Source organism: Mycolicibacterium pyrenivorans, from assembly GCF_025821625.1.
GTDB lineage: Bacteria > Actinomycetota > Actinomycetes > Mycobacteriales > Mycobacteriaceae > Mycobacterium > Mycobacterium pyrenivorans.
Map to the genome: position 1 here is coordinate 17,489 of NZ_JACKSH010000192.1, position 26,472 is coordinate 43,960.

Below are 26,472 nucleotides of genomic sequence, written 5' to 3' on the forward strand. Positions count from 1 at the left end.
CATGGGCATCACCGACCCCATCACCAAGCCGCTGGGCCTGCTGTCCACGATGGTGCGCGCGGGCATCATCGCGCCGATGCGCCCCGACAAGTACCTGCGCATCGGCGCGGCGATGCAGCGCGAGAACATGGCGATCACCTCCGGGTTCGCCGCCGCCGCGCAGCGCTGCGGCGACCGGGCGGGCCTGGTCGACGAGCTCGGCATCCTGACGTGGCGCCAGATCGACCGGCGCGCCGACGCGTTCGCCGCGGCGCTGCAGGCGCTGCCCGGAGGCCAGCCCGAGGTCATCGGGCTGATGGCGCGCAATCACCGCGGCTTCGTCGACGCACTGATCGCCGCCAACCGGATCGGCGCGGAGGTGCTGCTGCTGAACACCTCGTTCGCCGGGCCCGCCCTGGCCGAGGTGCTTGAGCGCGAGGGCGCGGGCAAGTCGGTCGCGGTCGTCTACGACGAGGAGTTCACCGAGACGGTGGACCGGGCGCTGGCCGAGCGCCCGGACACCACCCGCATCGTCGCCTGGACCGATACCCCCGCAGCGTCGTTGACCGTCGAGCAGATGATCACCGAGCACGAGGGGCAGGAGCCGCGGCGGGCCGCAGCGAAGAGCCGGGTGATCCTGCTGACGTCGGGCACCACCGGCACCCCGAAGGGCGCCACCCACTCCGGGGGCGACCCCAGCGTGCTCAAGGCCATCCTCGACCGGACCCCGTGGCGTGCGGAGCAGCCCGTGGTGATCGTCGCGCCGATGTTCCACGCCTGGGGGTTCTCGCAGCTCGCGTTCGCGGCGTCGATGGCCTGCACGGTCATCACGCGACGCAAGTTCGACCCGGAAGCCACGCTGGACCTCGTCGATCGGCACCGCGCCACCGGGCTGTGCGTCGTGCCGGTGATGTTCGACCGCATCATGGACCTGCCAGAGGCGGTCCTCGACAAGTACAGCGGCCGCTCGCTGCGTTTCGCGTCGGCTTCGGGATCGCGGATGCGTCCCGACGTCGTGATCGCCTTCATGGACCGCTTCGGCGACGTCATCTACAACAACTACAACGCCACCGAGGCCGGCATGATCGCGACCGCGACACCGCGTGATCTGCGCGCCGCGCCCGACACCGCGGGACGACCCGCCGAGGGCACCGAGATCCGCATCCTCGACAGCGACATGACCGAGGTGCCCACCGGCGGGGTCGGAAGCATCTACGTGCGCAACTCCACCCAGTTCGACGGTTACACCTCCGGGCACTCCAAGGATTTCCACGAGGGCTTCATGTCGTCGGGCGACGTCGGTTATGTCGACGAGGCCGGACGGCTGTTCGTGGTCGGCCGCGACGACGAGATGATCGTCTCCGGCGGTGAGAACGTCTACCCGATCGAGGTGGAGAACACGCTGGCCGCCCACCCCGAGGTCGCCGAGGCGTCGGTCATCGGCGTGGACGACGAACAGTACGGACAGCGGCTGGCGGCGTTCGTGGTTTTGAAAGCCGGCGCCGCGGTTACCCCCGAGACGCTCAAGCAACACGTCCGAGAGAATCTCGCGAACTACAAAGTGCCCAGGGAGATCACGATTCTCGACGAGCTCCCTCGAAGCATCACCGGCAAGATCTCCCGCAAGGAGTTACAGGACCGGTCGGGGAAGGCTTAGAACGTAGCAATGGCTAAACGACGACCGCTGCTGCGCGCCGTTGCGGAGTTGGCGAACGCCGCCAACGGCGTGCGCCCGCTGGCCCGCGAGGGCTACCCCACCATCCCGGTTTTCGCGTTCGGCTGGCCGACCTCGGAGATGTCGCAGCTGTATCTGGCCGGCTCGATGATCGACGCGGTGCGCCGCGGCATCCGCGGCGACTTCAGGGGGGCTCGGGGGCGGATCGCCTTGCTGCTCACCGTCATCGCGTGGGGCCTGCTCGGTTTGATCCATCACCGCAACGTGACATCGCAACCGCATTTCGAGCAGCCGCTGCGGGACGCGCTCGGCGCGCACTACCAGCAGATCGCCGATAAGGCGAGGTCCAATCGGCGGCGCGTCATCGGCGTGCCCCCCAACGATCTGGTCCGGCGCCGCTACGTCGAGAGGGCGGGCACCGTCCAGTACGGCCCGCACGGCAAGGTCAACATGGCCGACATCTGGCGGCGCGCCGACCTCCCCCGCGACGGGAAAGCGCCTGTCCTCCTTCAGGTTCCGGGTGGCGCCTGGTCCATCGGGATGCGCAGGCCCCAGGCCTACCCGCTGCTGAGCCACCTCGCCGACCACGGGTGGGTGTGCGTGTCGATCGACTACCGGGTCAGCCCGCGCAACACCTGGCCGGATCACATGGTCGACGTCAAACGGGCACTGGCCTGGATCAAGGAACACATCGCCGAGTACGGCGGCGACCCCGACTTCGTGGCGATCAGCGGCGGTTCGGCGGGTGGGCATCTGTCGGCGCTGGCCGCACTGACCGCCGACGACCCGCAGTTCCAACCGGGTTTCGAGGATGCCGACACCTCGGTGGTGGCCGCCGTTCCCGTCTATGGGCGATACGACTGGGTATCCGCACAAGGCAACGGGCGCAGGGAGTTCCTCGGGTTCCTGCAGAAGTTCGTCGTCAAGTTGCCGATCCTGGCCAACCGCCAGGTGTATGTCGACGCCTCGCCGAGTTACCGGCTACGTGCCGACGCCCCGCCGTTCTTCATCCTGCACGGACAAGACGATTCGATCATCCCGGTCCCCGAGGGCCGGGAGTTCGCCGAAGCGCTGCGGGAGGTGTCGACGTCGCCGGTGGTTTATGCCGAGATCCCGCACGCCCAGCACGCGTTCGACTTCTACTACGGCTCGCCGCGGGCGCACTACACCGCACAGGCGATCGAGACGTTCCTGTTCTGGGTGCGGGCCCAGCGCAACTCCGCCGGCTAGGTCACGACTCCCCGGTTCAGCACCGCCAGCGTGCGGTCCGGCCAGCCTCTGTCGACGGTGCCGGTGCGGGCCAGTTCGGCGACGTAACCCCCGACGATCATGTCGATGACCGTGTCACCGTCACCGCTGTCGCCGCCGAGCACCTCGATGGCCTGTCCCCGGTGAGCTCCCAGGATCGCCCGGAACGCCTCGCTGAAGTCGGGGTCTTCATCGGTCAGCAGGGCGGCGAACCCGCCGACGCCGATCCCGTTGGCGATGACGTCGACGGACTGCGAGACCACCCAGCGGAGCCGCTGCTCGCGGCTTGACTCCGGCGGGATCGCGGGTCGCATCACCAGGCCCTCGAGGGCCGCCGTGAGCAGGGCGCGGCGGTTCGGGTGGCGCCGGTAGATGGTGGTCTTCGCGATACCCGTGGCCTCGACGACGGCCTGCATCGTCACCGCCCGCGGACCACGCGCCCGCAGGATCTGCAGGGCCGCCTCGAGTATCCGCGTGCCCACCTCGTCGACGCGTGCCGCAGCGTCACTACCGGCCATATCCCCCTCGTTTCGGGTGCTCAGGAGCATTCCACCGCAGAGTACGCTACACTAGACGTAGCGCTACGCTACCCGTAGCGTAGTTCACATAGGAGGATGTCATGCGCAAAGTGCTTTCCCGTGTCCCACTGCCCGCGGTGGGCTATGTCCTGACTCTGATCGGCTTCGTCTTTCTCGGCCTCTTCGTCGCGGCGCTCGGCTTCGGATTCGCCCAGGCCGCCGTCTTCGGGGTGGCGATGGTCGTCAGCTATGCCGGGGCCGCGTTGTGCTTCGCACTGCGCCGTCGCCAGATGGCCGCCGCCGACCCCACCGACGACGTCGTTCTCGGCCTCGACCCGATCCGCGGGAACACCGACCGCTCGGCCGCCGAACGCTACGTCCTGAGGTATCGCGGTCAAGGCACCACGCACGCCGCCGCTGCCACACCCGTGGTCCGCGCCGCCGACAGTTCGGACGGCGCGCGGGACGGATCCGGCAGGCGACTCGCCCACGCGGCCTGACGACGCGGCGGTCGGCGGGACCGCTACGGCGCCATAGCGGTCTCGACGACCGTCAGCTCCTCGGGAAGCCCTGCCGCGGCGCGGATCTCGACGAACGCGTGGACCATCGCATCGGTCAACTCGTGCGGATCCTCGAGCGTCCTGCCGTCCGAGAGCACCGAGATGTTCAGCTGGTCGACGTAGCTCCAGACCGTGATGTTGAGCCCGCTGCCCGCGGTCAACGGACCGACCGAGTAGATCTCCGTCACCAGCGCGCCGCCGACCCTGGCGCGCTCCCGCGGGCCGGGCACGTTGGAGATCGGCAGGTTCATCACCTTGTTCTGGCCGTCCTTGTTCGACAGCCACCGGAACATCGCCTCCGCGGGGGCCGGCGGGAAGTACGCCGACCATCGACTCACCAGTTCGGGACCGATGAGGTTGTTGCTCTCCTTGCCGATCTCGGCGGCGTCGTGAGCCGCGCGGACCCGGCCGAGAGGATCCTCGACGTCCACCGGCAGGCTGACCAGCACACCCGTGAAGTAGTTGCCGGAGATGCGGTCCCTGGAGAAGTCGAAGCTGACCGGAACCGAGGCCAGCAACGGATGATCCGCGCGACCGTCGTACTTCAACAACAGCTGCCGCAGCGCCCCTGCCGACAGCGACAGCACCATGTCGTTGATCGTGACACCCAGGTGCTTGCCGGTCTGCTTGACGTCGTCGAGCGACAGCGTGGCGGTCGCGAACCGTCGCGTGGCATCCACCATGTGGTTCATGAACGACGGTGGCGGGGTGAAAGGCCTGGTCAGCTCCGGTGACAGTTTGTGAGGGCTGTTGCGAACCCGGCGCACGCCCTGCGCGGTGTAGCGCACCACCGACGGGAACTTGCCGATCTGACGGAGATGGTCGGCGAAGGCCGAGCGCACCAGTTCACCCTTGGACGGCGCCGGATCGGTGGCATAGGAATCCCGTTCCACGGTGGGACCGTCCTGCAGGTCCATCCCGCGGGCCAGCAGGTTCGCCGAGGCGACACCGTCGGCCAGCGCGTGATGGATCTTGCCGAGAACGGCGATGCGGCCGTCGGCAAGTCCTTCGATCAGGTACATCTCCCACAGCGGGCGGCTGCGATCCAGCGGAGTGCTGGCGATCCTGCCCACCGCCTCGTCGAGTTGACGGCGCCCGCCGGGCGCGTCGACACGACAGGACCGGACGTGGTACTCGAGGTCGACCTCGGCGTTCTCCCGCCACATCGGGTGGTGGAACTTGAACGGGATGTCGATCAGCTCGTAGCGGAACGGGTCGAGCTTGTAGAGCCTGCTGTGGATGACCTTGCGCAGCTCTTCGACCCCGAACTTCGCCTCACCCCCCTGTTTGAGGAGGTCGTCGAGTTGGATCACGGCCAGCTTGAGCGTGTGCATGTGAACGTTGGGGGTTTCGCTGTACAGCAGCACAGCATCCCACCCGCGAAGCCTCTTCACCCAATTACCTCCTGCCCGGGAGGCTATATAACCTCTTTGGCGCCGATGAGGCTTCTGTTTCGATGAATGTGGTTGAGGAACAAGCCGATTGCCGTCGATGCGGCACCTGTCCGGGCCCCGTCCATCATGTCGAAGCCATGGCCTGCCCCGGGCAGTTCGACGTAACTCACCACCGAGCGGGACACGCTCTTGAGCCGGTCGACGAAGCTGCGTGCCTGGGCGACCGGGATGACGCTGTCGCCGGTGCCGTGCACGACCAGGAACGGCGGCGCCTCGGAGTGCACCCGCGCGATCGGGGAGGCCTTGCGGAACACGTCGGGGTGCTTGGCGAGCTTGCGCCGCACGACGACACGCTCGAGGAAGTCGACGAACCGGACCCGCTCGACGGTCGACTTGTCCTCCCAGTCGTAGCGTCCGTAGATCCCGACGACGGCGTCCACCGACGTGTCCGACCCTTCCGGCAGCTCCCCCTGCAGATCGGGATCGTTGGCCGTCAGGCCCGCGAGCGCAGCCAGGTGGCCGCCGGCCGACGTGCCCGCGATCGTCACGAAGTTGCGATCACCGCCGAACTTGTCGACATTGGCCCTGGCCCAGGCGATGGCCGCCTTGACGTCCATGATGTGCGCGGGCCACGGGTTGTGCGGCGCGACCCGGTAGTCGATGGACAGACACACCCAGCCCTTCTCGGCGAGATGGGACATCAACGCGTAGCCCTGCAGGAACCGACTGCCGTGCACCCACGCCCCACCGGGCACGAACAGCAGCACCGGAGCCGAGTGGTCGGTCAGGTCGTCGCGACGCCACACGTCCATGAGCTGGGTGGGCCGCGGCCCGTACTGGACCGACGTGCGGTGCACGTGCTTGCGGTGCTCCCGCATCTTCCAGAAGGGGGGCGTGCGCTCGGGCTGCGGCCATTCCAGGTCGAGATCCTTGGCCGAGACGACCCCGCGCAGCGCGGCCTCGGTGACCGCGATCGTGCACTCCCGCTCCTGGCGCTTGACCTCTGCCTCACCGGCGTCCTTGGCCGTGAACAGCGACCGCGCCGCCGCACCGAGGAAATCCGGTGCGTGCCGGGCTCCCCAGATGCCTGCCGCGGTCAACACGCCAAGGGGCTCAAGGTGTTTCCCGATCACGGGCAGCGAAGCCGATGCGACGCTCATCGCCAGCAAGTGGTCGGACGGACCGGCTTTCAGCAACCATTGCAGGCGGGTGGAGAAGGTCGGGCCGGGGTACCGGATGTCCGGTCGATCCGTCATTTCGCGAGCGTACCCCGATGCGGCGAACCCAAACGGACAATCTGGATGAAGTTGTCTACTCGCGTCGATTCGTCGCCAAATTGTGACCTCGGTCACAATTTCTGCGGCACCCGCGGAGCACGCTAACTTCGATTGACGACCGTCAACTCGAAGAAGAGGGCCCTCCACCGTGAGTAAGACCGCCAGCGCCTCCAGCCTTGCCATCACCGACGAACACCAGGACCTCGCCGCGGCCGCGGCGGGGCAGCTCACCCGGTTGGGCACGCCGGCCAAGGCCAGAGCGACGCTCGACGGCGGGTCCACGCATCCCTCCGAACTGTGGTCGGCGGCAACCGAACTCGGCTGGACGGGGCTGGCGATCGCCGAGGATGCGGGCGGGTCGGGCTTCGGCCTCGCCGAGCTCGCCGTGGTGCTCGAGTCCCAGGGGCGCCAGCTGAGCCCCGGGCCGTTCCTGCCCAGCGTCTCGGCGGCGGTGGTCATCGACCGCTGCGCCCCCGACTCCGTCCGCGCCGACCTGTTACCCGGATTGGCCGCCGGCCAGACCGTCGCCGCGCTCGGCGTGTCGGGGTCCGCCTCGGTGGGCTCCGACCTGACGGTCACCGGTGAGTGCTCCGTGGTGCTGGGTGCGCCGGACGCCGACATCCTGGTGCTGGTCGCCGGTGAGGACGTCGTGGTCGTCGACGCGGGAGCCGACGGGGTCACGGTCGCCGCACTGGACGCACTGGACACCACCCGCAGCGTCGGATCGGTGACGTTGCGTGACGTCGCCGTGCCCGCTGACCGCGTGCTGCGCGGCGCCGCCCGCAACGCACGGACGGTGTTCCGGATCCTGGCGTCGGCCGAGGCCGTCGGCGTCAGCTGGGCGGCGCTGGAGATGGCGGTCGAGTACGCCAAGGTGCGCGAACAGTTCGGCCGCACCATCGGCACCTTCCAGGCGGTCAAGCACCACGCCGCCAACATGCTCGTCAACGCCGAGGTCGCCACCGCGGCCACCTGGGACGCGGCCCGCGCCGATGATCTCGACAGCGCCTCCTTCCCCGCCGCCGTCGCGGCCGCGCTGGCGATCCGGGCACAGGTGTTCAACACGCAGAACAACATTCAGCTGCACGGCGGCATCGGTTTCACATGGGAGCACGACTCCCACCTCTATCTGCGCCGGGCCCGAATGCTGGCCGCGCTGATGGCCGACGGCGCCGACCCGCTCGTCGACGTCGTCGAGGGACAGCGCAGCGGCCAGGCTCGCGGCGCGTCCTTCTCCCTGCCTCCGGAGTCCGAGGAGTACCGCAGCCAGGCGCGCGAGGCGGCGGCCACCGCCCGGTCGCTGCCCGCCGACCGGCAGCGGGACTTCCTCGTCGAATCCGGGTACCTGGTCCCGCACTGGCCCAAGCCGTGGGGGCGCGGCGCCGAGGTCCTCGAACAACTCGTCATCGAGGAGGAGTTCGCCGACGTCGACCGCCCCGACATGGGGATCACCGGCTGGGTGGCGCTGACGATCGCCCAGGCGGGAACCGACGAGCAGCGGGAGCGCTGGGTCGCGCCGGTTTTGCGGGGGCAGGTGATGTGGTGCCAGCTGTTCTCCGAGCCGGGTGCGGGTTCGGACGCGGCGGCCGTGCGCACGTCGGCCAAGAAGGTGGACGGCGGCTGGCGGGTCACCGGGCAGAAGGTCTGGACGAGCCTGGCGCACCTGTGCCAGTGGGGTCTGGCCACGGTGCGCACCGATCCCGACGCCGCCAAGCACGCCGGTGTCACGATGATGGCGATCGACATGAATGCCGAAGGGGTGACGGTGAATCCGCTGCGGGGGCTCACCGGCGACTCGCACTTCAACGAGGTGTTCTTCGACGACGTGTTCGTGCCGGATGCCGACGTCGTCGGCGACGTGAACAAGGGCTGGCTGGTGGCCCGCGCGACGCTGGGCAACGAGCGTGTCTCCATCGGCGGAGGTTCGGGGGCGCCCACCGGCACCACCCCGGATCATCTGGTCAAGCTGCTCGACAGCTCCCCGGCCGCGGCCATGCACACCCTGCGTGCCGGCGAGGTGATCGCCGAGATCCACACGCTGCGGCTGCTCAACCTGCGCCGGGCCACCCGGGCCATCGCAGGCGCCGAGCCCGGGCCGGAGGGCAACGTGACGAAGCTGCTGGTCGCCGAGTCCGGCCAGCGGCTCACCGAGCTGGCCTTCGAGTTGGCGGGCACCGCCGCGGTGGTCGAGCAGACACCGCAGCTGACCCGTGGTTACCTGGGCAACCGCGCGATGACCATCGCGGGCGGCACCTCCGAGATCACCCGCAACACGATCGCCGAGCGGATCCTCGGCCTGCCGCGGGACCCCCTGCTTCGGTGATCGGCGCCGCCGCCGGGGCGGGGTGCGCATACTGGTCGGGTGCCCAAGAGCAGGATCCGCCCGGACTTCCATCCCGAGTTGCGACGCAGCGCCCGGCTGCTGCCGAAGCAGATGATCACACCGCTGACGCTGCCGTTCATCCGGGCGGCGAGCCGCCTGATGTGGCGGAACGACCCCGACGGCCCCGACGCACCAGAGGTGCTCACGCTGCCGTCCGGCGTCGGGGTGCGGCTGTACCGCCCCACCGGGGCGTCCGGTCGGGGACCGGCGCTGCTGTGGATCCACGGCGGCGGTTACGTCATCGGTGACGCCGCCCAGGACGACGTGCTGTGCCGCCGGTTCGCCCGCGAACTCGGCGCCACCGTGGCGTCGGTGAACTATCGCCTGGCGCCCGAGCATCCCTACCCGGCACCCGTCGAGGACTGCTACTCGGCGCTGACCTGGCTGAGCGCGCTGCCCTCTGTGGATTCCGCGCGGGTCGCGATCGGCGGAGCCAGCGCAGGCGGCGGGCTGGCCGCCGCACTGGCGCTGCTGACCCGTGACCGTGGCCAGATCCCTTTGGCGGCACAGCTTCTCGTCTATCCGATGATCGACGACCGCACCGTGCTACGCACCGACCTCGACAACCCGGGACACCGGCTGTGGAACCAGTCGAGCAACAAGTTCGGCTGGCGCGCCTACCTGGGTGACGCCGATCCGGAGGTCGCCGTCCCCGCGCGCCGCACCGATCTCGCCGGGCTGCCGCCTGCATGGATCGGCGTCGGGACACTGGACCTCTTCCACGACGAGGACCTCGCCTACGGTGAGCGGTTACGGGCCGCCGGGGTGCCGTGCGAGGTCATGGTGGTCGAAGGCGCATTCCACGGCTTCGACGGCATCGCGCCGAAAGCCGATGTGTCGCAGTCGTTCTTCGCCAGTCAGTGCGCGCTGCTGAGAACGGCGTTTGCACCCGCGGCGGCCTGACCTCTTTCAGCACCTTTCGAAGACGACCTCACCGGCGATGACGGTCGCGGCCACCAGGCCGGCGTCCAGCTCACCGAGCGCCTCGGTCGGCGGTGCCGACAGCACGCACAGGTCGCCGGGCGCTCCCGGCTCGACCCGGCGGCGCGACGCGGGCCGACCCGGCTCACCGAGGAACATCACCAACGCCTCTGGCGCCGAGACACGTTCGGCCTCACCCAGAACCGTGCCGGAGGCGGTGCGGCGGTGCACCGCCGCACGCATCGCCGCCCACGGATCCGCGTCGCCGAAGGGTGCGTCGGTCGACAACACGACGGGAACCCCCGCCCGCCGCAACGAGGCCACCCGCCACAGTTCGTGGTGCTCGGCGGCGGGCACGTCGACCAGATACTGATCGCCGCGCTCGGCGACGAAGTTGGGCTGCGTCACCACCGTCGTTGCGCCGGCCGCGAGGTCGGCCACGCTCGCGTCGGGCACCACCGCGGCGTGCTCGATGCGGTCGTGGGGATGGCGACCGGCGCAGCGCAGCGCCGCCAGCGTGACCACGAGTTGGGCCGCCGTCACGCAGTGCACCGCAACCGGAACGTCTGCGGCATGCCGATCGTCGATCCACCGGATCAACCCGTCGAGGTCGAGGTCGTCGTCGTGCAGGATGCGCTTGCCCGGCGCCAGACAGTGCACCCTCTGGCGCAGTTCGCCGCTCCGGTGTCGCAGACTCTCGACGTCCTCGGCCGTGAGGTCCGGGGTGGCGTCGGTGACGCCGGTGACCCCGTACCGGCTCAGCCGCGCGCTGAGCGCCGTGAGGTCGGGTTCGCTGCGCGACAGGGCCTTCGCCCAGGTGCCGTCCGCGCTGCGCAACCGACCGTCGGGGTGGTCTTCGAGCCCCACCCGGATCAGCCCGGCAGTGTTCAGTGTCCACAGCACGCCGCTGCGGTGCTGGACGCGCACCGGGGTCGTCGGTGACACCTCGTCGAGGACATGACGATCCAGCGGCCCGGCGGCGGCTTCGTGGTAACCGACGGCGCGGATCCAGCCGTCGTCGCCGATGTCGGCGCCGGCCAGGATGCGCGCGAGTTCCTGTCTGCCCCGGACCTCGCCGGGGCCGACGCGGACCGAGTGCAGGGCCGCGGCCGCGGCACGCACGTGCATGTGGTGGTCGTGCAGTCCGGGAAGCACGGTGCCGCCCGCGGCGTCGTACACCGCCTCGCCGCTGCGGGCCGTCAGGTGCCCGGCCACCGCCACGATCCGCGCTCCGACGCGGATGTCGGCTCGGGTGCCGTCGAGCAGCACCGCCCGCCGGATCAGCATGAGGTGACGAGCCGTCGGGCCACCAGGCGGTCGACGGCAGCGTTGTCGGATCCGAGCCGCGCCGCCCTCGGCCGTGCCGACGGTGCTGCGGTGCAGATGATCTCGTCCTGGTGCGGCAGCTGCGCGTACTGTGCGGCCACCGCCGCCATCGACAGCTCGACAAGCTCGCCACCGCCGCGGGCGCGCGATTCCATGACCGCGAGCGCCGCATGCAGGCCCGTCAGCGGGTCGGCGATCGCATCCCCGCAGAAAACCGGCGCGTCGGCGGCGCCGCCGACGAGGCCACCCGACACCGCGGCGTCGTCGCCGAAGGCAACCCAGTTCGCGCGGTCCCCGTCGGTGCCGTGGCCGGTGATCCGCACCCAGATCCTGCCGTCCCTGGCGGGATGGTCCGCCGGTCCGAGCCCGCGGCGTTCCAGGGCGGCGGGCCGGGAGGACTCGATCACCACGTCGGCGGCGCCCAGCAGCCTCGCCAGGGATCCCGGGTGGGCGAAATCCGCTTCGTACGAGAGCTTTCCGCCGTTGATCCAGTCGAAGAACGCCAGCGGTCCCGCTCGGGTGCCGTCGGGCCGCGTGGCGCTCTCCACCTTCACCACCGTCGCTCCGGCCAGCGCCAACAGCATGCCGCACAGCGGACCCGCCCACATCGACGACATGTCGACGACCAGAAGGTCGGTCACGGCAGCCGGCGTCGCACGCCCGCCCGTGCGCCGCACCCGGGGAGGGCCTGCCGTGGTCTCCCCGAGCACCCCGATGGGCAGGCCGAGCAGACGCGCACGCTCGGCGAACGCCGCGACGCCGACCTCGGGTATCCGCCACTCGACGGCGGCCCACGGATCGCCTGCGACGCTGTCGGACTCGACCAGGGCAGGCACGGCGTCGACGTCGTCCGGCCGCGACAGGGTGAGCGCGCACCAGCCGTCGTCCCCGGACATCAGCCGGGTGGCTCCGCCCGCCGAGACCCGGCCGCGGTCCTGGAGTCCGAGGAGCGCCGCGCGCCCGCCGATCAACTGCTGGGCATCGACGTTGCGGCCGTCGATCCCCGCGAGCGACGCCAGCGACTCCGCGGTCCCGCGCGCCTGCGCGAGGACCGCGGCGGGGAGGCGCAGTGCGGTGTCCGGGGAGCCCACCCCACCATTGTGGAGGCCGTTCAGAACATCAAGCCGGTGAACCGCCAGTCCAGCACCTGGTTGTCGTCGTCGGGCCCTGAGCCCGATGCGGCGTAGACCGTCGACCGCAGGTGCAGCACCCCTCCGCGTCCGCCGGGCAGGGGCTCGGCCGCCTCGACGCTGAGTTCGCTGTAGAGCGTGTCGTTCTCGTGCACCGGTCCGGTGTGATCGCAGGAGTCCCAGCCCAGAACGGTGACGAGGTTGGGCAACAGTCGGGTGGCCTGGGCCAGCGCGAGCCCGATCGCGTGCCCGCCGTAGACCAGCCGCTGCCCCCCGACCCGTGAATCATGATGGGTGGCAGCGATGTTCAGCGACAGCCGGGCCAGTTCCGGCGCACTGCTCACCACGTCGGCGGTGCTCTGCAGGACGGTTCCGACCAGCGCGGGATCGAAGTGGGGGCCCGGCACCCGGGACCGGAACGCCTCGGCGTCCCAGCCGGCGGTGGGGTCGGGCGCGGGTGCGGGCGCGGCCTCGGCGCCTATCTCCGCGAGGTCGTCGTTGTGCCCGGTCTCGATGTTGCCATTGCTCAATGGCAACATCGCGCAGCGGTAGAAGTCCAGCACCAGCCGGCCCACCCCGTCGATGGTGGTCATCCGCAGCGCGGCCAGCCCCGTCGGGCCCCGGCCGGGCCTCGCCGAGTTCTGCTTCAGGCCGACCACCTCGGTGCGGGTGAACAGCGCGTCGCCGAGGGCCGGGAAGCGGTGGAAGGTCAGTCCGCGATAGAACAGGTTGGCCTTGACCCGTTGCGTCACCACCGTGGACTGCCCGATGGCCACGTCGCACACCAGCGCGGGGTGGGCCAACGACGTCGTCGCCCCGGCCACCAGTGCCGACAGTTCGGCGTCCAGCGGCAGCCGCAACCGGTCTCCGATGATCGCCTGATGCGCCGCGGCCATGCCCGCGGTCAGCGTCACCGACGGCGCCGCGTCGAACACCTGTCCGACGTGCAGGTCGTCGAAGAAGGGTCCGCCCACCATTTGGCCGTACAAAGTCACAGCTGGCCATGCTGGCATCGAGCGCAGCATCGTGTCAATATGGCCGTACATTTAGGAGGATTTGAGCCGTGAGCATCCAGTTGGTCGAAGAAGAGGCACTCCTGGTCGAGACCGTCCGCGCGTTCGTCGACCGCGACGTCAAACCCACCGTCCGCGACGTCGAGCACGCCAACGAATACCCCGAGGCGTGGATCGAGCAGATGAAGCGCATCGGCATCTACGGTCTGGCCATCCCCGAGGAGTACGGCGGCACCCCGGTGTCGACCCGGTGCTATGTCGAGGTCACCCAGGAGTTGTCGCGCGGCTGGATGAGCCTGGCAGGCGCGATGGGCGGACACACCGTGGTGGCGAAGCTGCTGACCCTGTTCGGCACCGAGGACCAGAAGCAGCGCTACCTGCCCGAGATGGCGACCGGGGCGACCCGCGCGACGATGGCGCTGACCGAACCCGGCGGCGGGTCGGACCTGCAGAACATGACCACCACGGCGCTGCCGTCCGAAGGCGACGGACTGACCATCAACGGGTCGAAGACCTGGATCAGCAATGCGCGGCGCGCTGGGCTGATCGCGCTGCTGTGCAAGACCGACCCGGCCGCCGACCCCCCGCATCGGGGCATCTCGGTGGTGCTGGTCGAGCAGGGCACCACCGGGCTGTCGGTGTCCCGGGATCTACCCAAGCTCGGCTACAAGGGGGTGGAGAGTTGTGAACTGGCCTTCGAGGACTGCCGGGTGCCTGCGACGGCGATCCTGGGCGGAGCCCCGGGCCGGGGGTTCGCGCAGATGATGAAGGGCCTCGAGACCGGCCGCATCCAGGTGGCGTCGCGGGCCCTCGGGGTGGCGACGGCGGCGCTCGAGGACGCGCTGCGCTACGCCCAGGACCGGGAGAGCTTCGGCCAGCCGATCTGGAAGCACCAGGCGGTCGGCCACTACCTGGCCGACATGGCGACCAAACTGACCGCGGCACGTCAGCTCACGCTGTACGCGGCCGATCGCTACGACAGCGGAGAACGCGCCGACATGGAAGCGGGGATGGCCAAGCTGTTCGCCTCGGAGGTGGCGATGGAGATCGCGCTCAACGCCGTGCGGATCCACGGTGGCTACGGTTACTCGACGGAGTACGACGTCGAGCGCTACTTCAGGGATGCGCCCCTGATGATCGTGGGCGAGGGCACCAACGAGATCCAGCGCAACGTCATCGCCGCGCAACTGGTGGCCCGGGGCGGGATCTGAGGCCGATGCGCCCGGAGCCGGCATACCAGTTGCTGCGCGAGCGGTTGCGCGGCGAGATCGCCGCGGGGCGCTACCGCGACGGTGCCCGGCTGCCGACCGAGTCAGAACTCGTTGCCCAGCAAGGGGTTTCGCGGCAGACTGTGCGCCGGGCGTTTCAGGACCTGGTGGCCGAGGGCGTGGTGGTCCGGGTGCCGGGCCGTGGCAGTTACGCCACCGAGCGGGGCAGACGCTACCTGCGCCAGCTCGGGTCGATCGAGGACCTGATGAGTCTCTCCGACGACACCACGATGGAGGTGCTCGACGGTCTGCGCCGCCGCGTGGACGTGGAGGCGTCGAGCCGGCTGCGCTCCGACGGAGACGTGGTGTACTCGGTGGTGTTCCGGCGGCTGCACGACGGAATCGCGTTCGGACACACCACCGTCCACCTCCCGCCCGACGTCGCCACCAGGGTGTTGTCCTGCCCGGATCTCGCCACCGGCGCCGCGAGCACCCACACCGTGATCGGACTGCTCGAACCGCATCTCGATGCGCCGATCGCCGAAGCGGCGCAGTCGATCACGGTCGGCGCCGCCGGGGAGCCGGTCGCCGCCGCGGTGGGCTGCCCGACGGGTCATCCGATGCTGCGGGTGGACCGGCTGTACGCCGACGAGCACGGCCGTCCGGTGGAGCTGTCGGTCAGTCACTTCCTGCCCGAGCAGTACACCTACCGAGTCACGCTGCGCCGGTCGGGCTGATTGCGTCGACGAGACCCCACTCGAGCGCGGTGGCAGCGTCGAGCGGCCGCCCCGAGAGCACCAGATACGCCGTACGCCAACGCCCGATCCTGCGGGTGATGCTCACCGTCCCCCCGGCGCCCGGGATCAGGCCGAGTTCGAGCTCCGGCAGGCCGAGCACCGCCTCGCGATCACACTGCACCCAGCCGCAGAACGCGGCCATCTCCAGGCCGCTGCCCTGCACCTGGCCGTGGATCTCGGCGCGGCACCCGGGGCCCAGTCGCGCGGTGATCTCGTCGAGCACCAGGGCAGGGCTGTGCCGGGTGCGGGCGAGGTGGGCGCTGGCGGGGTCGGCGAAGGTGCCGAACTCGGCCAGGTCACCCCCGCTGCAGAAGGACGGCCCGTTGCCGGAGAGCACCAGCTCGGTGACCGACGGGTCCAGGCGGGCCACCTCGAGGGCTTCCAGCAGTGCCGCCCGCGCGTCGGTGGAGAACGCGTTGTGCCGTTGCGGCCGGTTGAACCGGATCAGCAGGCGGTCGCCGTCGCGCTGGGCCTCCACCGGATCCCCGATCTCCGGGACCCGCGCGGGACCACGCTCGGAAAGCCACCGGGCGAACTCGCCGCCGGCCTGCAAAGTCGAGTACGCCAGCGACTCGGTCACCACCCCGGCGAAGGTGGTGCCCGCCGGGTCGAGGGCGCGCAGCACGTCGTCGCAGACCGCCGCCGCCTGTGGCCACCGCAGGCAGCGCGCGGTCAGGTCGGCCACTGCGTCGGGTACCGACGCCACCGTGACCGTGCGCCGGTCGTCGGAGAGCGCCTCGGTCAGCGTGAAAGTCGCTTCCTCGGAGGGTGTTCCGAGCGCGACGAGCACTCCGCCGGCCAGCTCGACGTTCACGAGTACTTCTTGATCAGCTCGTGCTTGTAGAGCTTGCCGGTGTCGGTTCGGGGAAGCTGCGCCTCGAACGAGATCGACCGGGGACACTTGTAGTGCGCCAACCGGTCCCGAAGCCACTCCAGCAGTTCCCCGGCGAACTCCGGGGTGGTGTCGGCGGGGTCGACCGTCTGCACCACGGCTTTGACGCTCTGGCCCATCTCGTCGTCGGGAACGCCGAAGACCGCCGCGTCCATCACCAGCGGATGCGTGACGAGCATGTTCTCGGCCTCCTGCGGATAGATGTTCACGCCGCCGGAGATGATCATGTGATGCCTGCGGTCGGTGAGGTAGAGGTACCCCTCCTCGTCGACATAACCGATGTCGCCCACCGTCTTCCAGCCGCGCGGGTCGCGCGACGACGCCGTCTTGTCGGGGTCGTTGAGGTACTCGAAGTCGAAGCCGCCCTCGAAGTAGATCTCGCCTGCCTGGCCGGGAGGAAGCTCGTTGCCGTCCTCGTCGAGTATGTGCAGCACGCCCGCCAACGGGCGCCCGACCGACCCCGGGTGCGTCAGCCACTCCTCTGCGGTGATCAGCGTGGAGCCGTGGGCTTCGGAGGATGCGTAGTACTCGTCGACGATCGGGCCCCACCAGTCGATCATCTGTTTCTTGATGTCCACCGGGCACGGCGCGGCGGCGTGCATCACCCGCTCGAGGCTCGACACGTCGTACGACATGCGGTTGTCCGCGGGCAGTTTCAGCATCCGGGTGAACATCACCGGAACGAACTGGCCATGCGTGACACGGTGTTTGGCGATGGCGTCCAGCGCTCCCTCGGCGTCGAACTTCTCCATCACCACGGTCGTGATGCCTCCGGCCTGCGTCTGCATGGACCACACCGACGGCGCCGTGTGGTACAGCGGCGCGGGGCTGAGATAGACGGCGTCGGGGCGCATCCAGAAGGACACCAGCGCCGCCATCATTCCCGGCGCCTCCGACGGCGGCACGTGGGGCAGTGCGCGTTTGATGCCCTTCGGCCGTCCGGTGGTGCCCGAGGAGTACTGCAGCAGATCGCCTTCGATCTCGTCGTCGATCGGCGTGTCGGGCTGGCCGGCAACGCATTCGGGGTAGCTCTGCCAGCCGTCGAGCTGCCCGTCGGCGATGATCAGGACCGGGGGCAGGCCGTTGGGGAGCTCGGCACCGAGGCCGGCCAGCGTGTCCTTGAGCCTGCCCGAGCCCACGATGGCCTTGGCGGCGCTGTTGTCGATGATGTAGGCCGCTTCGGCGGAGGTCAGGTGCGTGTTGATGGGCACGTAGTACAGCCCGGCGCGGCGCGCGGCCCACATCACCGCGTGGATGTGCTCGTTGTTCTCCATCAGGATCGCGACGGCGTCGCCCTCGACCAGGCCGGCGGCGCGGAACAGGTGCGCCAGGCGGTTCGCCCTGGCTTCCAGTTCGCCGAACGTCACGACCGTCCCTGACGGGTACATGATGATGGCGGGCTTGTCGGGGGTGGCAACGGCGGTGTCGCGGATCTGCATGGTCAGACTCTACTTCGCCGAAGTTGACAGGTGTCAAGTGCGGCCGGTGTGCGGCCGGGTGCGGTTAGGGCCCCGTGCGCGGTCTCCCCGCGCACCAGGGCCGAGAGGCGGCTACTCCTCCTCGGCCAACCGATGCTTCAGTGCGTCGAACTCGTCCTTGATGCCGGTCGGCAGTTTCTCGCCGACGAACTCGAACCACTCCTCGATCAGCGGGAGTTCCTTGCGCCACTCGTCGACATTGACGGCCAGCGCCTCGTCGACGTCGGCGGGGTCCACGTCCAGGCCGGACAGGTCCATGTCGGCGGCGGTGGGCACGATGCCGATCGGTGTGGTCTTGCCCTCGGCCTGGTGCTCGATCCGCTCGATCGCCCACTTCAGGACCCGGCTGTTCTCGCCGAAGCCGGGCCACAGGAAGCGGCCGTCGTCACCGCGGCGGAACCAGTTCACGAAGAAGATGGCGGGCAGTTTGGAATCGTCGGCGTTCTTGCCGAGGTCGATCCAGTGCTGGAAGTAGTCACCGACGTTGTAGCCGAGGAACGGCAGCATGGCCATCGGGTCGCGGCGCACGGTACCCACCTTGCCCTCGGCGGCGGCGGTCTGCTCGGAGCCGAGGGTGGCGCCGATGAACACGCCGTGCTGCCAGTCGCGGGCCTGGGTGATCAGCGGGACGGTGGTCTTGCGACGCCCACCGAACAGGATCGCCGAGATCGGCACGCCCTGCGGGTCAACCCATTCCGGTGCCAGCGTCGGGCACTGCGAGATCGGCGTGCAGTAACGCGAATTCGGGTGCGCCGCTTTGGTTTCCGTCTCCCGCAGGATCCAGTCGTTGCCCTTCCAGTCGATCAGGTGGTCGGGTTCGCCCTCGAGCCCCTCCCACCACACGTCGCCGTCGTCGGTCTTGGCGACGTTGGTGAACACGGTGTTGCCGCCCGCGATGGTCTTCATCGCGTTGGGGTTGGAGTCCCAGTTGGTGCCGGGCGCCACACCGAAGAACCCGAACTCGGGGTTGGTCGCGTAGAGACGGCCGTCCTTGCCGAAACGCATCCACGCGATGTCGTCGCCGACGGTCTCGGCGCGCCAGCCGGGGACGGTGGGCTGCAGCATCGCCAGGTTGGTCTTGCCGCACGCGGACGGGAACGCCGCGGCGATGAAGTAGGCCTTGTTCTCCGGGGAGATCAGCTTGAGGATCAGCATGTGCTCGGCGAGCCAGCCCTCGTCGTGGGCCATCGCCGAGGCGATGCGCAGCGAGTAGCACTTCTTGCCCAGCAGGGCGTTGCCCCCGTAACCGGAACCGTAGCTCCAGATCTCGCGGGTCTCCGGGAAGTGGGTGATGTACTTGGTGTCGTTGCACGGCCACGGCACGTCCTGCTGGCCCGGCTCCAGCGGTGCGCCGATCGAGTGCAGCGCCTTGACGAAGAACCCGTCGTCGCCCATCTTGTCCAGCGCCGCCTTACCCATCCGGGTCATGGTGCGCATCGAGACGACGACGTACTCCGAGTCGGTGATCTCCACACCCAGCTTGGGGTCCTCGGCATCGAGCGGACCCATGCAGAACGGGACGACCCACATGGTGCGGCCGCGCATCGAGCCGCGGTACAGCCCGGTCATGATGCCGCGCATCTCGGCCGGATCCATCCAGTTGTTCGTCGGTCCGGCGTCGATCTCGCGCTCGGAACAGATGTAGGTGCGGGACTCGACGCGCGCGACGTCGGACGGGTCGGAGAGCGCCAGGAACGAGTTCGGCTGCTTCTCCGGGTTGAGCCTCTGGAACGTGCCGGCCGCCACCAACTGCTCACACAGCGCGGCGTACTCCTCCTCGGAGCCGTCAGCAAACGCGACGCGGTCCGGTTGCGTCAGCTCGGCGACCTCACGAACCCAGGCGAGCAGGCCCTCGTGCTTGGTCGGTGCGGAATCGAGTCCCGGAATGGTCGCTGCGGTCATGCTGTGTGTCTCCTGCATCTTCCTGCGAGGTGTCTACCAGGACGCAGGCCCCCAACGTAAGGCAGCGCTGCGGCCGTCCCTTGTGTATCGAGGTTAACGTGAGGGACATACCCGCGGTCATTCAGGAGTATGTCCAATCACTCACAGGAACGATTCAGATGGCCGTCACCGCGTGTTATACCGACCGGTAACCACGGAGTCCGTCGTCTCCGCCCGCCGCAATGCCGCGCGAACGTCGTCCAGAGCCCGCTGCAACGACGGCATCGCGCGGTCGCGTTCCGCTTCCGCGCGGTCCAGGGCCCGCTCGTGTTCGCGGAGTTCGGCGTCGATCTCGGCGATGCGCTGACCCGCCGTCGGCCCGCGTGTGTCGACGGCGGCATGCGCGGACATCAGCGCGGCCTCGGCGGCCACCATCCGGGTGACGACCTGCTCCTCGGCCATGGAGCGGACCGCGGCGGTGGCCTCGCCGACCCACCGGTCCAGCACCGCCCGGTCGTGGAGCAGCCCCCGGACCCGCACCACCCACACCGTGACCGCCACACCGGCGACAGCGCCCGCGGCCAGCCCCGCGAGCGTGGGTTCGGCCGCCAGGCCGGACAACAGCCTGGCCACCACCAGCGCCACCCCGAGACCGAACCCGGCGCCGAGCACCGTCATGAGCTGCGTCTCCAGCCGCCGCGACCGCTCCGGCGGATCAGGGAGGTCGGCCATCGGCGCGGGTGACACCTGCGGCTGCGGTAGCCCGAGTTCGGCCGCGATCCCCGAGGCATGTGCGGTGATCTCCGCATCGATCTCGGCGACGATGTCGCGGCACCGTCGCCGGGTCCGCTGCTCGACGTCACCCAACCCGCGCCCGGTCGTCGCCGCGACCTCCTCCAACAGCTCCGCTCGCGCCGCCGCACATCGGTTGCGCGCCGAATACGTCAGCGCCACGCGGGCCTGCTGGATCCGGGCGCGCAGCGCGACGGCGCCTTCGGGCCGGGAGCGCCACCGGTGCGACTCCAGCTGCGCGCGCCGGTCGCGAAGCAGGTCGACACGTGCCCGCCGATGCACCGCCGCTTCGGATTCCAGGCGGACGATGTCGGCCTGCACTCGGGATTCCCACGCACGCAATCTGTTTCGCCGGGTGAGATCCGGGTCGGCCAGCAGCCGTTCCAGGGTCGCGACCAGCTCGTCCATGATCGGATCTCCCAGCAGCGGCGCGGCGGCGGCACCGACCCACGCGACGTCCCGGAACCTCTGCGCGGACCCGGCGAGTCGGTCACGGTTCGCCGCGAGTACCTCGCGCCAGCAGCGGTGGTCGTCGATCTTGGACACCACCGCGACCACGGCGTCGGTCTGCGCCGCAGCGAGGACCGCGACCGCGTAATCCGATTCCGCCATCGGGGCGACGGCCGACACGACGAACACCACCACGGCGGGTGCCGCGCCGGCGTCGAGTTCACCCGCCTCCACGAAGCGGCACCCGGGAATCCGTCGCCGTAGCTGCCCGACCAATCCGGTGACGCCGGACAACCGCGGACCGGTCACCAGCACGACGTCGCTCACCGGGACCGCCCGAGCAGTCGAAGCGATCCGCGGGCAATGTCTTTCGCGCACCGTTGGTGGGTGACGTCGCCGGGCTCCCGGGCACGGCGTCCCCACTGCACGGCTCGGCGCAGGTGCGCGTCCGCGTCGTCGGCCCGGTCCACGGTGAGGCCCGCAGCCTCCACCACGTCGACCGCCGCCGTCATCACCGCGAGTACGGCATCGTCGGCAGCCAGGAACGCGTCGATCCGGTCGTCACCGGATTGCGCAGCGAGCGTGCGCAACTCGCGCAGTGCGGCACACACACGGCGGTAGCGGACGGGTGCCGTGACGGCGGCAAGGACCTCGAGCACCCGCTCGACCTGGCTGAGCGCGCGCAGTTGCCGCACGACGGCCGCATCCGCCGCGCCGCCTGCGACCGCGAGCACCGCGTGCGCGAGGCCGAACCGGTCCAGCTTCTCCAGGAGCCGCTCCCGCATCTGCGCAGGCAACCGATGATCCGACCCGACGAACGCGTCCGCCGACGTCATGTCGGCAGGGGTGGCCACCAGCGCGCGCAACGCGGCGACTTCGTCGTCGCCCAGTTCGACGGCGGCGAGGGGGGCGATCATCGGCACGACCGGCAGCCCGACCGTCGCGGTGAATTCGGCTGCCCGCCGCTCGGCAACGCTCAGCGGTCCACCCGGATCCACGCCCGCCAGGTCGGCCTTGTTGAGCACCACCATGGTGGCGCCGCTCGACGCCTCCGCTAGGGCCCGTTCCTCGGGCTTGAGCGCCTCGGCGATGACGAGCACCTGCGCGGCGGTCCGCGCGGCGTCGTCGGCGATGGTCACCCCGGCCCCGGCGAGCCCGGCGGCGACCGCGGCCCGGCCCACCCCCGGCCGGCCCAGCACACCCACGTCAAGTGGTGCACCCAGGCGCTCGGCGACGGCCGTCACACCCGGGTGCCGGGTCTGCGCGGCGAATTCGGCCAGTGCGTCTGCGAAGATCTGCTGCCCCCCGGTCCCGGGCCAGGTCAGACCCAGCCACTAGGAGAATCGTGACACCTGCGCGGGGGTGCTGTGGACACCTCTTTTTGGCGGTGGATGCAGGGGGTACCCGCAGGTACCGGCGGAAGGCAACTGTTGGGTATCAATCTGTAACACGATGCGGGGAGTCGGGCGTTGATGAGCGACGATGGACGGATGCATGTGCCGGGCCCTGACGTCGCCGACCCCGTGGCATCAGGATCTGGGCAGGGAGCCGGCCAAGGGCCCGCGCATCCCCACGTCTTCCCCCGGATCACCAGCTTCCGCGCCAGGCGCTCCACCATCTCGGACAAACAGCAGGCGACGTGGGACCGCCTCTGGCCTGAACTGGGCAGACAAGTCCGCGAGGGCGACGGCCCCGCCGGGCTGCTCGACACCGAATCGTGGTTCGGCCGCCGCGCGCCGGTGGTGCTGGAGATCGGCTGCGGAACCGGCACGTCGACCCTGGCCATGGCGCAGGCCGAACCCGACATCGACGTCGTCGCCGTCGAGGTCTACCGGCGCGGTCTGGCCCAGCTGTTGAGCGCCATCGATCGCACCTCGGACCCCGAGTCGACGTCCGCCCCAGTCACCAACATCCGGCTGATCCGCGGCGACGGCGTCGACGTGCTCACCCACATGTTCGGGCCGGGATCGCTGACCGGTGTCCGGGTGTTCTTCCCCGACCCGTGGCCCAAGGCCCGCCACCACAAGCGGCGCCTGCTGCAACCCGACACGGTGGCGCTGATCGCCGACCGGCTCCGGCCGGGCGGGGTGCTGCACGCCGCCACCGACCACCAGGGATACGCCGAACAGATCGCCGAGGTCGGTGACGCGGAGCCGCGGCTGCGCCGGATCGGTCTCGACACCGAGAACCTGCCGATGTCGGTGGCCAGGCCGGTGACGAAGTACGAGCGAAAGGCTCTCGCAGGCACTGACGTTGCCGAGCTGCTGTGGGAGAGAACGCGATGAGCCGGCGGTTGCGATGAGCGCTTGCGCGAAGAGCCGGCGGCGGTTGCGATGAGCGTGACCGAGAACATCCCGGCCATCCCGCACCTGCCCGACGTGCCCACGGCCCCCGACGTCGTCACCCCGGCGGCGCCCGCCGAGAGCGCGGCCACCGCGCGGGTGCTGCTCGTCTGGGACGCCCCCAACCTGGACATGGGGCTGGGATCGATTCTCGGGGGCCGCCCCACCGCCTCGCACCGCCCGCGGTTCGACGCACTGGGCCGGTGGCTGCTGGCCCGCACCGCAGACCTGTCGGCGGAGTTCGACCAGGCGGGCCGCGAGGTCTCGCTGGAGCCCGAGGCCACGGTGTTCACCAACATCGCGCCGGGCAGCGCGGACGTCGTCCGCCCCTGGGTGGAGGCGCTGCGAAACGTGGGGTTCGCGGTCTTCGCGAAGCCGAAGATCGACGACGACAGTGACGTCGACAGCGACATGCTCGCCCACATCGCGCTGCGCCGCAGCGAGGGGCTGGCCGGCGTGATCGTCGCCTCGGCCGACGGGCAGGCGTTCAAACTGCCTCTGGAGGACATCGCCAGAGACGGCATCGCCGTCCAGGTACTCGGATTTCGCGAACATGCCAGTTGGGCGTTAGCGTCGGATACCTTGGAGTTCGTCGACCTGGAGGACATCGAAGGTGTCTTCCGGGAACCGCTACCGCGAATCGGCCTTGATTCGCTACCAGTGCAGGGTGCATGGCTGCAGCCATTCCGGCCGCTGTCCTCGCTACTGGCCTCGCGCGTTGTAGGAAACTAAAGCCGAGAGTCTGATGTGCGCAGGCCGGAGACAGAGATTGTGAAAGATCGTTAGGAGCTAACGTGTTCGCCTGGTGGGGTCGAACGGTGTACCAGTACCGATACATAGTGATCGGTGTCATGGTCGCACTGTGCCTGGGCGGCGGCGTCTACGGCATCAGCCTGGGACAGCACGTCACACAGAGCGGGTTCTACGACGAGGGCAGCCAGTCGGTCCATGCCTCGCTCGTCTCCGACGAGGCCTATGGCCGTGACACCTCCGGCCACATCGTCGCGCTCTACACCGCGCCCGACGGCAAGACGGTTGACGATCCGGCCTTCCAGAAGAAGATTCTGGACAACCTCACCGAGCTCGAGAAGAACCACCCCGACCAGGTACTGCGATCCATCGGCTACTTCAAGAGCCCCGAAGTGCTCAGCAACATGGCCGACGACGACAAGTTGCACGCCTTCATGTCGATCCAGCTCAAGGGCGACAACGACGACGCGATCCTGAACAACTACAACAAGAACGTCGGCGAAGACGGCAAGACCGTCAAGGACGCCCTCAACATCGACGGCATCGAGGTCCAGCAGGCCGGCCTGCAGCCGCTGGCGAGCGAGCTGACCGGCACCATCGGCGAGGATCAGCGGCGCGCCGAGGTCGCCGCCATCCCGCTGGTCGCCGTCGTGCTGTTCTTCGTCTTCGGCGGCGTCATCGCCGCAGCCCTTCCCGCCATCATCGGCGGGCTGACCATCGCCGGTGCACTGGGAATCATGCGGCTGATCGCCGAGATCGTCCCCGTGCACTTCTTCGCCCAGCCGGTGGTGACGCTCATGGGCCTGGGCATCGCCGTCGACTACGGCCTGTTCATGGTCAGCCGGTTCCGTGAGGAACTGGCCGAGGGCTACGACACCGAGACCGCGGTGCGGCGGACGGTGATGACCTCCGGCCGTACCGTGATGTTCTCCGCCGTCATCCTGGTGGCGTCCTCGGTTCCGCTGCTCCTGTTCCCGCAGGGCTTTCTCAAGTCCATCACCTACGCGATCATCGCCTCGGTGATGCTGGCGGCGATCCTGTCCGTCACCGTGCTGGCCGCCGCGCTCGCAGTCCTCGGCCCCAACGTCGACGCGCTCGGTGTGCGCACCCTGCTGCGCGTGCCGTTCTTCCGCAACTGGAAGCCGATGCGGGTGTACCTCACCTGGCTGGCCGACAAGACCCAGAAGACCAAGACCCGCGCCGAGGTCGAGCAGGGTTTCTGGGGCCGGCTCGTCAACGTCGTCATGAAGCGGCCGATCGCCTTCGCCGCCCCCATCCTGGTCGGGATGATCCTGCTGATCATCCCGCTGGGCCAGCTCTCGCTCGCAGGCATCAGCGAGAAATACCTTCCCCCGGACAATTCCGTGCGCGTGGCGCAAGAGGAGTTCGACCGGACCTTCCCCGGCTTCCGCACCGAACCACTGACGATGGTCATCGAGAGTGACAACGGAGAACCCGTCACCGATCAGCAGATCGCCGAGATCCGCAACGAGGCGATGGCGATTCCCGGTTTCATCGTCAGCCCCGATCCCGCAAAGAACTGGGCGGAACGTCCCTACCTCGACGGTGCCTCCAAGGACCCGGCGGTGCGGGTCATCCAGAACGGTCTGGAGAACCGCGGCGACGCGGCCAAGAAGATCGACGAGTTGCGCGCGCTGTCGCCACCCCGTGGCATCACGGTGTCGGTGGGCGGCACCCCGGCACTCGAGCAGGACAGCATCCACAGTCTGTTCGACAAGCTGCCGCTGATGGTGCTGCTGCTCATCACCACGACGACGGTCCTGATGTTCCTGGCGTTCGGGTCGGTGGTGCTGCCGATCAAGGCGGCGCTGATGAGCGCGCTCACGCTCGGCTCCACGATGGGCATCCTGACGTGGATGTTCGTCGAGGGACACGGGTCCGGCCTGATGAACTACACGCCTCAGCCGCTGATGGCACCGATGATCGGTCTGATCATCGCGGTCATCTGGGGTCTGTCGACGGACTACGAGGTGTTCCTGGTGTCCAGGATGGTGGAAGCCCGCGAGCGCGGGATGTCGACCGCCGAGGCCATCAGGATCGGTACGGCGACCACCGGCCGCCTGATCACCGGTGCGGCCCTGGTGCTTGCCGTGGTCGCGGGGGCCTTCGTGTTCTCCGACCTGGTGATGATGAAGTATCTGGCGTTCGGCCTGCTGCTCGCGCTGTTGCTGGACGCGACGATCGTCCGAATGTTCCTGGTGCCCGCGATCATGAAGCTGCTCGGCGACGACTGCTGGTGGGCGCCGCGCTGGATGAAACGCCTGCAGGAGCGCCTGGGTCTCGGCGAGACGGAGCTACCCGACGAACGTAGGCGCCCCGCGGTGCGGGAGCCCCGCGAGGAGCCCGCCCACCCCGAGGCCCTGGTCGGTGCCGGCGGTCCGCCGGTGGCGGTGCCCGCGAGGCCGCTGCCGCCGCACGATCCCAGCCACCCGGCCCC

Annotated in this window: 21 protein-coding genes; 10 read left to right on the forward strand and 11 right to left on the reverse strand. The window is 69.5% G+C overall.

What is annotated here, in order from left to right; genetic code table 11:
- The first annotated feature begins 1 nt into the window (after position 1).
- Positions 2 to 1,636: an acyl-CoA ligase FadD12 gene (gene fadD12, locus H7I57_RS22600; RefSeq protein WP_264026195.1), complete on the forward strand. Its 1,635-nt coding sequence runs from the start codon at positions 2 to 4 to the stop codon at positions 1,634 to 1,636.
- Positions 1,637 to 1,645: 9 nt separating this feature from the next.
- The gene (locus H7I57_RS22605) at positions 1,646 to 2,884 is read left to right on the forward strand and encodes an alpha/beta hydrolase (protein WP_264026196.1); all 1,239 of its coding nucleotides are present in this window, start codon (positions 1,646 to 1,648) and stop codon (positions 2,882 to 2,884) included.
- Here H7I57_RS22605 and H7I57_RS22610 read toward each other — a convergent pair.
- Complete coding sequence (locus tag H7I57_RS22610; protein WP_264026197.1) at positions 2,881 to 3,420, reverse strand: TetR/AcrR family transcriptional regulator; 540 nt, start codon at positions 3,418 to 3,420, stop codon at positions 2,881 to 2,883. The two genes, H7I57_RS22605 and H7I57_RS22610, sit on opposite strands and share 4 nt — an antisense overlap.
- Positions 3,421 to 3,521: 101 nt before the next feature.
- Here H7I57_RS22610 and H7I57_RS22615 point away from each other — a divergent pair, with 101 nt between their 5' ends.
- On the forward strand, positions 3,522 to 3,920 hold the full coding sequence (locus tag H7I57_RS22615) for a hypothetical protein (RefSeq protein ID WP_264026198.1): 399 nt from the start codon (positions 3,522 to 3,524) through the stop codon (positions 3,918 to 3,920).
- A gap of 23 nt (positions 3,921 to 3,943) precedes the next feature.
- Here H7I57_RS22615 and H7I57_RS22620 read toward each other — a convergent pair whose 3' ends face one another.
- Together H7I57_RS22620 and H7I57_RS22625 are read right to left on the reverse strand one after the other, a co-directional pair.
- On the reverse strand, positions 3,944 to 5,374 hold the full coding sequence (locus H7I57_RS22620) for a WS/DGAT/MGAT family O-acyltransferase (protein ID WP_264026199.1): 1,431 nt from the start codon (positions 5,372 to 5,374) through the stop codon (positions 3,944 to 3,946).
- A 23-nt stretch (positions 5,375 to 5,397) separates the two neighbouring features.
- Positions 5,398 to 6,630, reverse strand: coding sequence for an alpha/beta hydrolase (locus tag H7I57_RS22625; protein ID WP_264026202.1), 1,233 nt, complete (start codon positions 6,628 to 6,630; stop codon positions 5,398 to 5,400).
- Positions 6,631 to 6,799: 169 nt separating this feature from the next.
- Here H7I57_RS22625 and H7I57_RS22630 point away from each other — a divergent pair, with 169 nt between their 5' ends.
- Positions 6,800 to 8,974, forward strand: coding sequence for an acyl-CoA dehydrogenase family protein (locus H7I57_RS22630; RefSeq protein WP_264026204.1), 2,175 nt, complete (start codon positions 6,800 to 6,802; stop codon positions 8,972 to 8,974).
- A 111-nt stretch (positions 8,975 to 9,085) separates the two neighbouring features.
- Positions 9,086 to 9,937, forward strand: coding sequence for an alpha/beta hydrolase (locus H7I57_RS22635; protein ID WP_264026223.1), 852 nt, complete (start codon positions 9,086 to 9,088; stop codon positions 9,935 to 9,937).
- Between the two features lie 6 nt (positions 9,938 to 9,943).
- Here the strand turns inward: H7I57_RS22635 and H7I57_RS22640 are convergent, their stop codons facing one another.
- The 3 genes from H7I57_RS22640 to H7I57_RS22650 are packed head-to-tail and all read right to left on the reverse strand — an operon-like array spanning position 9,944 to position 13,388.
- Positions 9,944 to 11,242 (reverse strand): amidohydrolase family protein, encoded by a 1,299-nt coding sequence (locus H7I57_RS22640; protein ID WP_264026205.1) that lies wholly within the window; start codon positions 11,240 to 11,242, stop codon positions 9,944 to 9,946.
- A complete protein-coding gene (locus H7I57_RS22645; protein WP_264026207.1) occupies positions 11,236 to 12,372 on the reverse strand; it encodes a CoA transferase in 1,137 nt (378 codons plus the stop codon). The genes H7I57_RS22640 and H7I57_RS22645 overlap by 7 nt, the downstream gene beginning before the upstream one ends.
- 20 nt (positions 12,373 to 12,392) lie before the next feature.
- A complete protein-coding gene (locus H7I57_RS22650) occupies positions 12,393 to 13,388 on the reverse strand; it encodes a MaoC family dehydratase (protein WP_264026224.1) in 996 nt (331 codons plus the stop codon).
- A gap of 86 nt (positions 13,389 to 13,474) precedes the next feature.
- Between H7I57_RS22650 and H7I57_RS22655 the strand changes: the two genes are divergently transcribed.
- Both H7I57_RS22655 and H7I57_RS22660 read left to right on the forward strand, forming a co-directional pair.
- Entirely contained in the window at positions 13,475 to 14,635 is a 1,161-nt protein-coding gene (locus H7I57_RS22655; protein WP_264026208.1) for an acyl-CoA dehydrogenase family protein, read from the forward strand.
- A 5-nt stretch (positions 14,636 to 14,640) separates the two neighbouring features.
- Positions 14,641 to 15,369, forward strand: coding sequence for a GntR family transcriptional regulator (locus tag H7I57_RS22660; protein WP_264026209.1), 729 nt, complete (start codon positions 14,641 to 14,643; stop codon positions 15,367 to 15,369).
- On the opposite strand, the gene H7I57_RS22665 is transcribed toward H7I57_RS22660, so the two are convergent.
- The 5 genes from H7I57_RS22665 to H7I57_RS22685 all read right to left on the reverse strand — a co-directional run bounded on the left by H7I57_RS22665 (position 15,347) and on the right by H7I57_RS22685 (position 22,166).
- Positions 15,347 to 16,243 carry an enoyl-CoA hydratase/isomerase family protein gene (locus H7I57_RS22665; RefSeq protein WP_264026210.1) on the reverse strand — a complete coding sequence of 299 codons (897 nt, stop codon included), beginning with the start codon at positions 16,241 to 16,243 and terminating at the stop codon, positions 15,347 to 15,349. The genes H7I57_RS22660 and H7I57_RS22665 overlap by 23 nt on opposite strands.
- Entirely contained in the window at positions 16,240 to 17,760 is a 1,521-nt protein-coding gene (fadD4, locus tag H7I57_RS22670) for a fatty-acid--CoA ligase FadD4 (RefSeq protein WP_264026211.1), read from the reverse strand. The genes H7I57_RS22665 and fadD4 overlap by 4 nt, the downstream gene beginning before the upstream one ends.
- A gap of 111 nt (positions 17,761 to 17,871) precedes the next feature.
- Entirely contained in the window at positions 17,872 to 19,701 is a 1,830-nt protein-coding gene (locus H7I57_RS22675; RefSeq protein WP_264026212.1) for a phosphoenolpyruvate carboxykinase (GTP), read from the reverse strand.
- Positions 19,702 to 19,866: 165 nt separating this feature from the next.
- On the reverse strand, positions 19,867 to 21,249 hold the full coding sequence (locus H7I57_RS22680) for a hypothetical protein (RefSeq protein WP_264026214.1): 1,383 nt from the start codon (positions 21,247 to 21,249) through the stop codon (positions 19,867 to 19,869).
- Positions 21,246 to 22,166, reverse strand: a complete 921-nt coding sequence (locus H7I57_RS22685; protein ID WP_264026216.1) for a hypothetical protein — start codon at positions 22,164 to 22,166, stop codon at positions 21,246 to 21,248. Before H7I57_RS22685 ends, H7I57_RS22680 begins: the two co-directional genes overlap by 4 nt.
- Before the next feature lie 228 nt (positions 22,167 to 22,394).
- Here H7I57_RS22685 and trmB point away from each other — a divergent pair, with 228 nt between their 5' ends.
- From trmB to mmpL3, 3 genes are all read left to right on the forward strand, one after another.
- The gene (gene trmB, locus H7I57_RS22690; RefSeq protein ID WP_264026217.1) at positions 22,395 to 23,207 is read left to right on the forward strand and encodes a tRNA (guanosine(46)-N7)-methyltransferase TrmB; all 813 of its coding nucleotides are present in this window, start codon (positions 22,395 to 22,397) and stop codon (positions 23,205 to 23,207) included.
- Between the two features lie 48 nt (positions 23,208 to 23,255).
- Entirely contained in the window at positions 23,256 to 23,996 is a 741-nt protein-coding gene (locus H7I57_RS22695; RefSeq protein WP_264026225.1) for an NYN domain-containing protein, read from the forward strand.
- A 62-nt stretch (positions 23,997 to 24,058) separates the two neighbouring features.
- Positions 24,059 to 26,472 (forward strand): trehalose monomycolate exporter MmpL3 (gene mmpL3, locus H7I57_RS22700; protein ID WP_264026219.1); only part of this gene is annotated, 2,414 nt, incomplete at its 3' end.